The 13,166-nt window shown below is 71.3% G+C and carries 12 protein-coding genes and 1 riboswitch; of the genes, 9 read left to right on the forward strand and 3 right to left on the reverse strand.

Annotated elements, in window-relative coordinates; all coding sequences use genetic code 11:
* Positions 1–924: 924 nt before the first annotated feature.
* Genes ASG73_RS15195 through mnhG form a run of 6 tightly spaced genes read left to right on the forward strand, consistent with a single transcriptional unit; the run spans position 925 to position 7,051 of the window.
* Positions 925–3,744, forward strand: coding sequence for a Na+/H+ antiporter subunit A (locus tag ASG73_RS15195; protein WP_055997084.1), 2,820 nt, complete (start codon positions 925–927; stop codon positions 3,742–3,744).
* Positions 3,741–4,184 carry a Na(+)/H(+) antiporter subunit C gene (locus tag ASG73_RS15200; RefSeq protein ID WP_055997087.1) on the forward strand — a complete coding sequence of 148 codons (444 nt, stop codon included), beginning with the start codon at positions 3,741–3,743 and terminating at the stop codon, positions 4,182–4,184. The genes ASG73_RS15195 and ASG73_RS15200 overlap by 4 nt, the downstream gene beginning before the upstream one ends.
* A complete protein-coding gene (locus ASG73_RS15205) occupies positions 4,181–5,812 on the forward strand; it encodes a Na+/H+ antiporter subunit D (protein WP_200946872.1) in 1,632 nt (543 codons plus the stop codon). The genes ASG73_RS15200 and ASG73_RS15205 overlap by 4 nt, the downstream gene beginning before the upstream one ends.
* Positions 5,812–6,420, forward strand: coding sequence for a Na+/H+ antiporter subunit E (locus ASG73_RS15210; protein WP_055997091.1), 609 nt, complete (start codon positions 5,812–5,814; stop codon positions 6,418–6,420). Before ASG73_RS15205 ends, ASG73_RS15210 begins: the two co-directional genes overlap by 1 nt.
* On the forward strand, positions 6,417–6,683 hold the full coding sequence (locus ASG73_RS15215) for a monovalent cation/H+ antiporter complex subunit F (RefSeq protein ID WP_055997093.1): 267 nt from the start codon (positions 6,417–6,419) through the stop codon (positions 6,681–6,683). Before ASG73_RS15210 ends, ASG73_RS15215 begins: the two co-directional genes overlap by 4 nt.
* The gene (gene mnhG / locus ASG73_RS15220; protein WP_055997096.1) at positions 6,680–7,051 is read left to right on the forward strand and encodes a monovalent cation/H(+) antiporter subunit G; all 372 of its coding nucleotides are present in this window, start codon (positions 6,680–6,682) and stop codon (positions 7,049–7,051) included. Before ASG73_RS15215 ends, mnhG begins: the two co-directional genes overlap by 4 nt.
* Positions 7,052–7,143: 92 nt before the next feature.
* Here the strand turns inward: mnhG and ASG73_RS15225 are convergent, their stop codons facing one another.
* The 3 genes from ASG73_RS15225 to ASG73_RS15235 all read right to left on the reverse strand — a co-directional run bounded on the left by ASG73_RS15225 (position 7,144) and on the right by ASG73_RS15235 (position 10,286).
* The gene (locus tag ASG73_RS15225; protein ID WP_055997099.1) at positions 7,144–8,037 is read right to left on the reverse strand and encodes a C40 family peptidase; all 894 of its coding nucleotides are present in this window, start codon (positions 8,035–8,037) and stop codon (positions 7,144–7,146) included.
* A 2-nt stretch (positions 8,038–8,039) separates the two neighbouring features.
* Positions 8,040–8,209: riboswitch (cyclic di-AMP (ydaO/yuaA leader) on the reverse strand.
* 122 nt (positions 8,210–8,331) lie between these two features.
* Entirely contained in the window at positions 8,332–9,045 is a 714-nt protein-coding gene (locus ASG73_RS15230) for a metal-dependent transcriptional regulator (protein WP_055997102.1), read from the reverse strand.
* A 44-nt stretch (positions 9,046–9,089) separates the two neighbouring features.
* Positions 9,090–10,286 carry an MFS transporter gene (locus ASG73_RS15235; protein ID WP_055997104.1) on the reverse strand — a complete coding sequence of 399 codons (1,197 nt, stop codon included), beginning with the start codon at positions 10,284–10,286 and terminating at the stop codon, positions 9,090–9,092.
* A gap of 41 nt (positions 10,287–10,327) precedes the next feature.
* Here ASG73_RS15235 and ASG73_RS15240 point away from each other — a divergent pair, with 41 nt between their 5' ends.
* Genes ASG73_RS15240 through ASG73_RS15250 form a run of 3 tightly spaced genes read left to right on the forward strand, consistent with a single transcriptional unit; the run spans position 10,328 to position 13,142 of the window.
* A complete protein-coding gene (locus tag ASG73_RS15240) occupies positions 10,328–11,110 on the forward strand; it encodes a hypothetical protein (protein WP_082567301.1) in 783 nt (260 codons plus the stop codon).
* The gene (locus tag ASG73_RS15245) at positions 11,107–11,847 is read left to right on the forward strand and encodes an SDR family NAD(P)-dependent oxidoreductase (RefSeq protein WP_055997109.1); all 741 of its coding nucleotides are present in this window, start codon (positions 11,107–11,109) and stop codon (positions 11,845–11,847) included. The genes ASG73_RS15240 and ASG73_RS15245 overlap by 4 nt, the downstream gene beginning before the upstream one ends.
* Complete coding sequence (locus tag ASG73_RS15250) at positions 11,847–13,142, forward strand: hydroxyacid-oxoacid transhydrogenase (protein ID WP_055997112.1); 1,296 nt, start codon at positions 11,847–11,849, stop codon at positions 13,140–13,142. The genes ASG73_RS15245 and ASG73_RS15250 overlap by 1 nt, the downstream gene beginning before the upstream one ends.
* The last annotated feature ends 24 nt before the right edge of the window (positions 13,143–13,166 follow it).

Raw genomic sequence — 13,166 nt, forward strand, 5'->3', positions numbered from 1 at the left:
CACGTTCCTGGACGCCACCGCCCTACGACGCCGACGCACCAACGCCTCCGCATCCAGATCCGCACTCGCCCGATGCGCCGCCGCAGCCAGCTCCCGATCCCCCACCGACGTCAAGCACCCCNCAACGCCTCCGCATCCAGATCCGCACTCGCCCGATGCGCCGCCGCAGCCAGCTCCCGATCCCCCACCGACGTCAAGCACCCCGCCAACCTGCGGTCGGCCTCGACCCGGTCCTCGTGCGACAAGCACGCAGTCTCGCGGGCCACGATCGTCGCCCGCCACTCACTCAACTCACCGCTGGTCAACGCCGCCAACGTGGACGGCAGGTCATGCACCAAGCTCTTGGCCAGGCCCACGTGCCGATCCGCCTGACCCGGCGCGCACCGCCGAGCAAGAGCCAGCTCCGCCCGCGCAGCCCGACGACGACACGACGCCTCACGCGCCGAGACCACCCCATCCACGCGATCACGAGCGACCTGCTCGTCACGACCCTCGACAAACCGAGCGGTCGCGCGAGCCTGCAACGCCGCAGCCGCCCCCTTCGTCGCCTCCAACAAGGACACGACCTGCAACAGCTCGGCCTCCGACAACCCCTCCGCACGAGCCCCGCTCAATGCCTCCAGGGCAGCAGCAAGACGATCAGGCAGCGCGTCCCCGACCAACGGCTCACCCGCTGTGCTGGTCGTCCCCTGATCGGTCATCGCGCCCCCCTTCGTTCCATCCAGACTAGTACATCTGTTCGAACAGTGGAAGAGGGTGAGGCTGAGAATGTGGAGAATCTGGGAGCCTGTCTCCCCTCGAGACGGCCGCGGGGCGGCCTCCTCGGGGAACGTGGGAAGACGAGCCTGCCAGCGACCGCCGACAACCGGGCCGCACCCAGCCGTTAAACTGACAACCCGTCCCCGGACCCCTCGAGAGGCCCTCGTGACCCTGCTGCTGCTCGCCCACTTCGTGGCAGCAGCAGTCGCGCCCGCCCTCGCCCGGATCCTCCACCGGCGTTCCTTCCTCGTCCTCGCACTCGTACCAGCCGTCACCTTCGCCTGGCTCCTCGCGCAGACCAGCCGCGTCACCGACGGCCACGCCGTCGTCGAGCAGATCAGCTGGGTGCCGCAGCTCGGCATGGACTTCGACCTTCGCCTGGGCACCCTCCAGTGGCTCCTCGGTCTGCTCGTCAGCGGCGTCGGCGCGCTCGCGCTCGTCTACTGCGCCTGGTACTTCAAGCCCGACGACCCCAGCCTGTGGCGCTTCACGGGCGTCTTCACCGCCTTCGCCGGCGCGATGTTCGGCCTCGTCGTCGCCGACAACCTCATGGCGCTGTATGTCTTCTGGGAGCTGACGACCGTCTTCTCCTACACGCTCATCGGGCACAACCCGGTGCGCTCGGCCAACCGTCGCTCGGCGACCCAGGCCCTGCTCGTCACCACCTTCGGCGGGCTGGCGATGCTCGTCGGCACGATCGTCCTCGGCGAGACCTCGAGCTACACGATCAGCGAGATGCTCGCCGACCCGCCGCCCGCCGGGACCCTGACGACCATCGCCGTCCTGCTCGTGCTCGTCGGGGCCCTGACCAAGTCCGCGCAGGTCCCCTTCCACTTCTGGCTGCCGGGCGCGATGGCCGCACCCACCCCCGTGAGCGCCTACCTGCACGCGGCGTCCATGGTCAAGGCCGGCATCTACCTCATCCTGCTGCTCGAGCCGATCTTCGCCGACGTCCCCGGGTGGCGCCCGGTCCTGCTCGTCCTGGGGCTGTGGACGATGATCCTCGGCGGCTGGCGGGCGCTGCGGCAGGACGACATCAAGCTGCTCCTCGCCTACGGCACCGTGAGCCAGCTCGGCTTCATGACCGTGCTCGCGGGCATCGGGTCCAAGGCCGCGGGTCTGGCGGCCCTGGCCCTCGTGCTCTCGCACGCGCTCTTCAAGTCGGTGCTCTTCTTCACCGTCGGGATCATCGACAAAGGGACCGGTACCCGCGACCTGAAGCAGCTGCACGGCGTCGCCCGCAGCGCCCCCCTCCTGGCCGTCGTCGCGATCCTGTCCGCGGCCTCCATGGCCGGCCTGCCGCCGCTCGTCGGCTTCGTCGCCAAGGAGTCCGCGCTCACCGCGGCCATCGAGTCCGCCCACGGCCCGCTCACGGCGACGACCGGCTGGCTCACCGTCGCCGGCCTGGTCGTCGGGTCCGTGCTCACCGTCGCCTACTCCGCGCGCTTCGTCTGGGGTGCCTTCATGACGAAGGGAGCGACCGGCACCTCCCCGAGGCCGACCCCCTTCGACGCACCCAAGGCGCTGCTGATCGCGCCGGTCCTGCTGTCCCTCACCACGCTCGGCTCCGGGTTCTTCGGCGCCCCGCTCACCGAGCTCTTCCACCCCTACGCCGTCACCCTCCCGGGCGAGGAGCCCGAGCACCTGGCGCTGTGGCACGGCCTGACGCCGGCCCTCGGCCTCACCGTGCTGGCCATCACTACCGGCCTGGCCCTCTTCGCGCTGCGCGGCCCCTTCGCCACGCTGCAGGACCGGCTGCCGCAGGTCGTCGACGCCGAGCGGGTCTACCAGCGCTTCATGCGCGCCCTCGACCGCTTCGCCGTCGAGGTGACGGCACTGTCGCAGGGCGGCTCGCTGCCGACCTACCTCTCCACGATCTTCATCATCGTGCTCGTCCTGCCCGGCGCCGTGGCGGCCACCGCCCTGCCCGGCACGCAGGTGCGACTGTGGGACTCCGTCGCGCAGGCCGTCGTCGGACTCTTCATCATCGTGGGGGCGGTCCTCGCGGTCCGGTCGCGCAACAGGCTGCAGTCGGTGATGTTCGTCGGGGCCACCGGCTACGGACTCGCGCTGCTCTTCCTGCTCCACGGCGCCCCCGACCTCGCCCTCACCCAGGTCTTGGTCGAGACCTTCAGCCTCGTCCTCTTCGTCCTCGTGCTGCGCAAGCTGCCCGAGCGCTTCCGCCGGCGCCCGCTCGCAGAACGCCGCTCGTGGCGGCGCTCCTGGCGGCTGGCCCTCGCCGGATCCATGGGTCTGGCCATCTCGACGATCACGGTCGTCGCCGCCAATGCCCGCGTCCACGAACCGATCTCCAAGGCCTTCCCCGAGGCTGCCTACGCCTTCGGGCACGGCAAGAACATCGTCAACGTGACCCTCGTCGACATCCGCGCCTGGGACACCCTCGGCGAGATCTCCGTCCTCGTCGCAGCAGCGACCGGCATCGCCAGCCTGGTCTTCGTGCGCACTCAGGACGTGGAGCACTCGTGGACCCGCCGACGCAGCCACGTCGAGGTCATCTCCTCCGTGGCCCGCGAACGCCGCTCGGTCATCCTCGAGACCGCCACCCGCCTCGTCTTCCACGTGATGATCCTGCTCTCGCTCTACCTGCTCCTCGCCGGGCACAACCAGGTGGGCGGTGGCTTCGCGGGCGGGCTCGTCCTCGGGCTGGCGCTCCTCGTGCGGTATCTGGCCGGGGGCCGCGCGGAGCTCGACTTCGCCGCGCCCGTCAGCGCCGGTTTCGTCCTCGGCGCCGGACTCGCGGTCTCGGCAGTCTCCGCACTCGCCCCACTCGCCTTCGGCGGCACCGTCCTGCAGTCCGCGGTCGTCGAGCTCGACCTGCCGATCTGGGGCCACGTCAAGATCGTCACGGCGCTGCTCTTCGACATCGGCGTCTACCTCATCGTCACCGGGCTCGCCCTGGACGTCGTGCGCTCCCTCGGCTCCGGCATCGACAAGCAGGCCGAGGAGGACGAGGTCACCGCATGAATGCCATCGCCCCCAGCCTCACCCTCGTCGTCGTCGCGGGCTTCCTCATCGCGGCCGGCGTCTACCTCCTGCTCGAGCGCGCCCTGACTCGCCTGCTCCTCGGGATCGTCCTCGCCAGCAATGGCGTCGCCACCCTCTACCTCGTCGTCTCCGGACCGGCGAAGGGAGCGCCCTTCGTCGGAGCGCGACCCACCGAGGAGATGAGCGACCCGCTCCCCCAGGCGATGGTGCTCACCGCCATCGTCATCGCGCTGGCCTCCGTGGCCTTCGTGCTCTCGCTCGCCTACCGCCAGTGGCGCATCACCGGCAGCGACGACGTCCCGGACGACGCCGAGGACGACCTGATCAAGCGCCTCGCGGAACGCGACGAGGTCTCGAGCACCTACGACCCGGACACCCAGTCCACCACCACCGCAGACGAGGAGGACGCGACCGCATGACGATGGCCAACCTCCTCCCCCTTCCCGTCCTCCTGCCGCTGCTCGGGGCGGCGCTCACCCTCGTCGCCCGCCACAAGCCGCGCACCCAGGTCGCCATCAGCCTCACGGTGCTCGCCGCGAGCCTCGGCGTCGCGATCGCCCTGATGTGGGGCACCCACGACCAGGGACCGATCGTCCTGTGGCTCGGCGCGTGGACCGAGCCGCTGGGCATCGCCCTCGTCGCCGACCGGCTGTCCGCGCTCATGCTGCTCATCAGCAGCTTCGTCATCCTCGTCGTGCTCGTCTTCGCCATCGGCCAGGGCGTCGCCGACGGCGACGAGGACTCACCGCTGTCGATCTACTTCCCGACCTACCTCGTGCTGTCCGCGGGCGTGTCCAATGCCTTCCTCGCCGGCGACCTCTTCAACCTCTTCGTCAGCTTCGAGATGCTGCTCTTCGCATCCTTCGTGCTGCTCACCCTCGGTGGCAGCGGCTCCCGGATCCGCGCCGGGACGACCTATGTGATCGTCTCGATGGTCTCCTCGTTCCTCTTCCTCGTCGCCATCGCCGGGATCTACGCAGCAACCGGCACGGTCAACATGGCGCAGCTGTCGCTGCGCCTGCCGGACATCGACCCGACGGTGAGCCTGGCCCTGCAGCTGATGCTCCTCACGGTCTTCGGTATCAAGGCCGCCGTCTTCCCCATGTCCGCGTGGCTGCCTGACAGCTATCCCTCGGCCCCTGTCCCGGTGTCGGCGGTCTTCGCCGGGCTGCTCACCAAGGTGGGCGTCTACGCGATCGTGCGCACCCAGTTCCTGCTCTTCCCCGAGTCCCCGCTGCACACGCTGCTCATGGTCGCCGGCCTGCTGACGATGCTCATCGGCATCCTCGGCGCAGTCGCCCAGCCGGGCATCAAGCGGATGCTCTCCTTCACCCTCGTCAGCCACATCGGCTACATGCTCTTCGGCATCGGGGTGGCCAGCGAGCTGGGGTTGTCCGCGGCGATCTTCTACATCGCGCACCACATCATCGTGCAGACCGCGCTCTTCCTCATCTCCGGACTCATCGAGCGGGTCGGCGGGTCGACGGTCATCAACCGCCTCGGCGGACTGGCAGCCACCTCACCGATCCTGGCGATCCTCTTCTTCGTGCCCGCCATGAACCTCGCAGGCATCCCCCCCTTCTCCGGCTTCATCGGCAAGGTGGGGCTGGTCCAGGCAGGCGTCACGGACGGGGGCGCGGTGGCCTGGACGCTCGTCGTCGGCTCCGTCGTCACCTCGCTCCTCACCCTCTACGCCGTGGCCAAGACCTGGAGCTACGCCTTCTGGCGGCCGCGCGCGGAGGAGGGCTCGGACCAGACCTTCGAGATCCCGATGCTCACCCCCAACTTCGGTCGGCTGAGCGATGCCATCGGCGCGGTCGTCGCCCACGAGAGGCCGGCGACGCCCATCTCCCCTCCGGCCGCCTCGCAGCAGGTCGACCGGCCCATGCCGCCACTCATGCTCGGCGCCGCCAGCGCCGTGGTCGTCTTCAGCATCGGGCTGTCCGTCTTCGCGGGGCCGCTCTTCAGCTACACCGACGCCGCGGCCCAGCAGATGATCACCCGTGACGCCTACGTCAAGGCCGTGCTGCCGCAGGAGGTGCCGTGATGGACGCCGAGCACGCACCCGTCACCGGCCGTCGCGGCGGCTGGCAACCGCGCGCGATCATCGCCCTGGCGGTCGTGTGGGTCCTCCTGTGGGACAAGATCTCGCTCGGCAATGTCGTCAACGGGCTCATCATCGGCGCCGTGGTCACCCAGATCTTCCCGCTGCCGTCCATCGAGTACTTCGGTCGCATCCACCCGTGGCGGCTCGTCGTGCTCATCGCCCGATTCCTCCTCGACCTCGTGGTCGCGGCCGTGCAGATCGTCATCGCGACGCTCAGCCCCCGCCCTTCGCTCGGCGGGTCGATCGTCGAGGTGCAGCTGCGGACCCGCTCGGAGTTCTACATGACCATCGTGTCGGCCCTCGTCTCGCTCGTCCCGGGATCGATCGTCGTCGAGGCACGGCGCCGGGCCGGCATCCTCTACGTCCACGGCTTCCACGTGACCTCACCGGAGGGCCTGGAGGAGCTGCGCCAGGACGTCCTCGACGTCGAGACCCGCGTCGTGCGGGCCATCGGCACCGACGAGGAGATCGCCGTGTGCACACAGGGCCCGACGACACCCGGCCCGACGACACCCGACCCGACCACACGGCAGGCGGAAGAAGCATGAGCATCATCCTGGCCGTCGCTCTGGGCCTGCTCTTCGCCGCGGCCGCCCTGGTGCTCGTGCGCGTGCACCGCGGCCCCACCAACCTCGACCGCGCCCTGAGTCTCGATGTGCTCGTCGTCATCATCACCGGCATCATCGCCACCCAGATCCTGCGTACGGACGACGTGGGCGCACTCCCGATCATGGTCGTCTTCAGCCTCACCGGCTTCGTCGGCTCCGTGTCCGTCGCCCGCTTCATGGCGCGCAAGGAGGACGAGTCATGACCTGGCAGGAGGCCTGTGACCTGGCCGGCGCGATCAGCATCTTCCTCGGGGCGGTCCTCGCCCTCGTGGGCGCGATCGGCCTGGTGCGACTGCCCGACATCTTCGCCCGCATGCACGCGGCCACCAAGCCGCAGACGCTCGGTCTGCTGCTGATCCTCCTCGGGCTGGCCCTCAACGTGCGCACCTGGGCCTCGGTCGCAACCCTGCTCATCGTCGTGGGCGCCCAGGCCCTCACCGCGCCCGTGACGGCGCACATCCTCGGCCGCGCCGGGTATCGCACCGGCATCTCGCAGGACGACCTGCTGCACCTCGACGAGCTCGGCGACGCCTACCGGCGGATGGAGCAGGACGAGGGCACCCAGCCGTAGCCGCGCTCACCGCACGACGACCCACGACATGACGAAGGGGGCGAAGGGAGTCGATCTCCCTTCGCCCCCTTCGTCATGGGGTCGAGCTGCGCTCAGACGCGGCCGTAACCGGAGACGCCGTCGAAGACGGGGCGGATGCTGACGCTCCGGCCGCTGCTCGGCGCGTCGATCATCATGCCGTCGCCGAGGTAGATGCCCACGTGGTAGCTCGGGGAGCCGAAGAACACGAGGTCACCGGGCTGCGGGTCGGAGACGGGGGTGGCCGCAGCCTGCTGGGCGGTCGTCACGCGCGGGAGCGACTTGCCCGCCTTGGCGAAGACGTACTGGGTGAAGCCCGAGCAGTCGAAGCCGGCCGGCGTGGACCCGCCGTAGACGTAGGGGGTGCCGATGTACTGCTTGGCGATCCCGATGACGCCGCTCGCGTTGGAGGAGGGAGCCGGAGCCGACTCGACCTGCTTCTTCGGGGCGGGGGCCGGAGCCGGTGCGGGGGCCTGACGCTCCTGCGAGCGGCTCGCGGTGTTGCTCTGCTCGCGCACCGGAGCGGCCTGCTCCTGTGCCTGCTCCTGCTGCTCCTGCTGAGCGGCCTCCTGCTCGCGCTGACGCTCGGCGGCGGCGTCCTGACGGGCCTGGGCGCGCTCGGCGCGGGCACGCAGCTGTGCGGGGGTCGGACCGGTCGGCTTGGCGACCGGTTCGACCTCGAGCTTGCCGAAGGCGGTGACGGCCTTGGTCGACGAGGAGGTGGCGCTCGGTGCGGTGATCGCAGCCGCCGGGGCCGACGACGTGGCCTGGGCAGGCGCCGAGTCGAGCACGGTGGCGGAGTCAGCGGCCTGGGCGGGGACGGCGATCGCGGCGATCAGGCCACCCGAGGCGGCGAGCACTGCGGTGCCCTTCGCGATCGGAGTGCCGGCGTGGCCGACGATCTGACCGATCTCGGTCACGGGGTTGTAGCGACCAGCGGCGCGGTGGCGCCCGACGTTGTGAGACAAGGTGTTGACCTCTATCCGGCTTGCGGGGTGAGCTGTCGGGTTCGGGCCAGAGGTGTGGCCCGGTCCTGCGGCGCCGGATCGACCTAGCGGTCCGTTGCGCCTGAAGGACTTAACCCCGAGGAGCATCCGCGATGCCCCATGAGTGGGTCCCCCGCTCCTGCCATGCGGTGTTCGTGCAGATCCGTCAGGTGCGGTGGCAGGACTCAGCGTCCGCGAGACGGGTCCACCCAGGGGAGGCGGACCACCAGACCGTACCTGCAGATCACCGCAATGTCACGTTCAGGTCACGGCGGGTCAGGAAGGGAGGACCTCGACGAAGACGTGCTCGGCCACGTCGCCGGGCAGTGACACGGCGTCACCCGGCTGGGCGCCGACCCTCGCGACGACGACCCGGTCGTTCTCGGCCGAGATGGTGACCACCTCGCCGGGGCGCAGCCGCGCCTCGGTCAGCAGGGCCAGCGCCTCGTGGTCGACCTGCGCGGTCTCACCGATGCGCCGCACCCGAAACTGCCCCTCCGGCACGCCCGCAGCCACGATCTCGGTCAGGCTCTGCAGCCCCTCGAGGTAGTCCGCGGTGGCCTCCTCGCCGGAGAGCAGCTCGTCGAGGCCGGGGATCGGGGTGCCGTAGGGCGACTCGCGGTGCTCGGGGAGCATCGCCAGGATCTTGCGCTCGACGCGCTCGCTCATCACGTGCTCCCACCGGCAGGCCTCCTCGTGGACGTGCTCCCACTCCAGGCCGATGACGTCGGCGAGCAGCCGCTCGGCGAGCCGGTGCTTGCGCATGACGCGGGTGGCGAGCAGCCGCCCCTGGTCGGAGAGGACGAGGTGCCGGTCCCCACCGAGGCTGACGAGTCCATCACGCTCCATGCGCGCGATCGTCTGCGAGACGGTGGGCCCCGAGTGGCCCAGGCGCTCCGCGATCCGAGCGCGCATCGGAGGGATGTCCTCCTCCTCGAGCTCGAAGATCGTGCGGAGGTACATCTCGGTGGTGTCGATGAGATCCTTCACGGGCCCCATCATGCCTTGCCCGGCGCCCACCGGGCAGCCCGCCGTCAGCGCGCGAGGCGCTCCCTGTCGGCGCGGGCCATCCACACGCTCGTCCACGCCAACCCGCCCAACCCGAGGACGCCGAGCGCCACGGCGGCCACGGGCAGCGATGCCACCGCCGTGACGGCGCTCAGGCCCAAGGAACCGGAGGCATTGCCGACCTCTCCCGTGAGCCGCCAGGCCCCGAGGAACTGCGCCCGGTCCACGGTGGGCGCCGCATCGGCCCCGAGCGTCATGACGATGCCCGAACCCAGTCCGTTGCCCAGGGCCATGCACAGGGCGACGGCGAGCAGCTCCCCCTTCGAGTCGGCGAGAGGCAGCACGAGGAAGGAGCCCGAGACGACGAGCAGCAGGGCCGCCACGACCCACACGCGCCCGAGCCGGTCCATCATGGCGCCGCCGGGATAGACCAGCACGAGCTCGGCGACGCCGGCGGCCGCGAAGATCTGGGAGGAGTCGATGCCGTCGAGGCCGATGTGCAGCGCCCACAGCGGCAGGATCGCCAGACGTGCGGTCCGCAGCGCGGAGATCACCGTGACGCCCAGCCCCTGGGTGAGCAGGAGGCGCGCGTGGCGACGGATGACCCGGAAGACCCCCGCTTGCGGCTTGCCCGCGCGGGCCCGCTCGTGATCTGCGGTCAGGTCCGGAGCCATGACGACGGTGAGGACCGACCCGAGAGCGAGCACCACGGCCACGCCGTAGGCACCCTGCAGGCCGAAGGGAGCGATCGCCAGCGCGCCGACGACCGGCCCGAGCAGCAGGCCCGCGCGCATGGCGCCACCCAGCAGGGACATGCCGCGTGCGAGCAGGTGCTGGGGCAGGACGTCGATCATGAAGCCCTGCCGGGCGAGGAAGAAGGCGGAGGAGGCCAGGCCGCTCACGAGCAGCGCCGACCCCATGATCCACAAGGAGGGGGCCCAGCCGGCCACGGCGAGCGCGACGACGTCGAGGAGGCCCGCGCGGATGAGGGTGGCCCGCTCCCCGATCCGCGACACGAGTGCCCCAGCGGGCAGGACCCCGATGAGCTGCCCGACGCCCGTCAGTGCGACGACGAAGGCGGCCATGCCCAGGCTCGCGCCCAGCTCGTCGGCACGCAACGCGGCGATCGGCACCACGGCTCCGGTGGCGGACGCCGAGAGCAGGGTCGGGCCGTAGGCGGGGACGACGATGCGTCTCCAGCCGAAGTCCTCGCCCGAGCTCATCCCCGTGTCCTCTCCTTCGAGCGCATCGCTAGGTTGGGGTGGTGCACACCACATCCGAGACGACGACCGTCTCCCCACGCCATGCCGGACCTCCGGGCTGCGGCAACGGCGGCTGGGTCAGCGGGCTGCTCACCGAGCGTCTCGACGACCTCGTCCCCGCGGAGGGGGACCTGACCTCGGCGACGGTACGCCTCAGCGCCCCGACGCCGCTCGGCCGTCCGCTGCAGTGGGAGGTCGACGGCTCGGTCGCCGACGGTCCCGACCTGTCGCTCCACCTGCTCGACGGCGAGACGCTGATCGGGACGGCCCGTCGGGTCCCCGCGCCCGAGCTGACGATCCCTGCGCCCGTCACCCTCGAGGACGCCCGTGCGGCAGCAGCGGGGTTCGACGCGAGCAACCACCCTTTTCCCGGGTGCTTCGTCTGCGGCCCCGACAACGACGCCGGCCTGCACGTCTACGCCAGCCCCGTCACCGGACGCGACGACGTCCTGGCCGCACCCGTGACCCTCACCGAGGAGGGCCTGCCCTCGGTCCTCGCGGCGCTGGACTGCCCTGGGGCCTTCACCGTCGGCTTCGACGAGGACCCGCTGCTGCTCGGCACCTTCACCTCCACCGTCCACGGCCCCGTCCCGGTCGGGCGCGAGCTCGTCGTCCTGGCCTGGGCGGCCGGGCGCGAGGGCCGCAAGCGATGGTCCGGCACTGCCCTCCTCGACGGCGAGCGCCTGCTCGCCAGCGCCGCCGCGACCTGGATCGCCGTCGGCCGCGACACCATCCCCGGCACCGCACCCTCCGTCCCCGCAGCCCAGCCACAGGAGACCGCATGACCCGCCCCCTCGCCCTCGTCACCGGCGCCAGCTCCGGCATCGGCGCCGCCACCGCCCGCGCCCTCGCGGCCGCCGGCCACGAGGTCATCTGCGCCGCTCGGCGCACCGACCGCATCGCCGACCTCGCCACCGAGATCGACGGCCGGGCGGTCACCTGCGATGTCACCGACGCCGACTCGGTGGCCGCGCTCGCGGCCGAGGTCGGCGACCGGCTCGCGGTGCTCGTCAACAACGCCGGCGGCGCCTACGGTCTCGACCCCGTCGCCACCGGCGACATCGAGGACTGGCGCACCATGTACGAGGTCAACGTCATCGGGACCCTGCGCGTGACGCAGGCACTGCTCCCTTCGCTCGTTGCGGGTGAGGGGATCATCGTCAACGTCGGCTCCACGGCGGGACGCACCTCCTACGAGGGCGGCGCCGGCTACACGGCCGCCAAGCACGCGCTGGCGACGATGACCGAGACGATGCGCCTGGAGCTCGTCGACCAGCCGGTGCGGATCACCGAGATCGCGCCCGGGATGGTGCACACCGAGGGCTTCTCGCTCACCCGCTTCAAGGGCGACACCGAGCGCGCGGACAAGGTCTACGCCGGCGTCGCCGAGCCTCTCGTCGCCGACGACGTCGCCGACGCCATCACCTGGATGGCCACCCGGCCACCGCACGTCAACGTCGACCTGCTCGTCATCAAGCCACGCGCCCAAGCCGCCGCCCACAAGGTCCACAGGGAGTCCTGATGCTGCCCACCCCGAGCACGCCCGAGTCCGTCTTCACCTACGCGGCGCCGAAGCTGAAGTTCGGCCCCGGCGCCATCCGCGAGATCGGCCACGACGTCGCGGGGCTCGGTGCCCGCAGCGCCCTCGTCATCACCGACCCCCGCCTCATGGCGACCGGGCACCCCGAGCGGGTCGCCGAGGCACTCCGGTCGGCAGGGCTGCGCGTCGAGGTCCACGACTCCGCCGCGGTCGAGCCCAGTGACGCCTCGCTGGCCGCGGCCGTGGAGCGGGCGAAGGGGGTGGCCTCCGTCGACGCGGTCGTCGCCGTGGGTGGTGGGTCGAGCATCGACACCGCCAAGGCCGTCTCCCTGCTGCTCAGCAACCCCGGCGAGCTGATGGACTACGTCAACGCCCCGGTAGGTGGCGGACGCGCGCCGCAGCACCCGGTCCTGCCGGTCATCGCCGTGCCGACGACCACCGGCACCGGCAGCGAGTCGACGACCATCTGCGTCCTCGACGTGCTCGAGGCCAAGGTCAAGACCGGCATCAGCCACGAGCGGCTGCGCCCCGTGCTCGCCGTCGTCGACCCCGAGCTCACCGCGACCCAGCCTCCCGGCGTCACCGCCTCGGCGGGCATGGACATCCTCTGCCACGCCCTCGAGTCCTGGACCGCGCGGACCTACACGACCTACGAGCACAAGACGCCGGAGCAGCGGGTCCCCTACTGCGGCGCCAACCCGATCGCCGACATGTACGCCGAGCGCGCGATGCGCCTGCTGGCCGGGGCCTTCCGTCGCGCCGTCGCGGGCGACGAGGCCGCCCGCACCGACATGGCGCTGGCGGCGACCTTCGCCGGGATGGGCTTCGGCAACGCCGGGGTCCACGTCCCGCACGCCAACGCCTACCCCGTCGCGGGCCGCGTGCACGACCTCGGTTCCGACTTCCGCCCCGACGGCTACGACGCGAGCGAGGCGATGGTGCCCCACGGCATGGCCGTCGCCTCGACCGCGCCTGCAGCCTTCGCGATGACCTTCGAGGCCGACCCGCAGCGCCACCTGACCGCCGCGGCCTGGCTCGACCCGCAGGGCCTGGACGCCGGCGTGCCCGAGCCGGAGCGGCTGTCGGCCGTCCTGCGCCGGCTCATGCGCGACATCGGCCAGCCGTCAGGCCTGGCCGAGATCGGCTACACCGACGCTGACGTCGACGGGATCGTCTCGGGCACCATGCAGCAGCAGCGACTGCTCGCCACGGCACCGCGCGAGGTCACCGAGGAGGACATCGCCGGGGTCGTCCGGGCGTCCATGCACCACTGGTGACGGGCGGCGCCAGCTCTGCCGGGT

The organism is Janibacter sp. Soil728, from assembly GCF_001428305.1.
In the GTDB taxonomy this organism is placed as follows: Bacteria; Actinomycetota; Actinomycetes; order Actinomycetales; family Dermatophilaceae; genus Janibacter.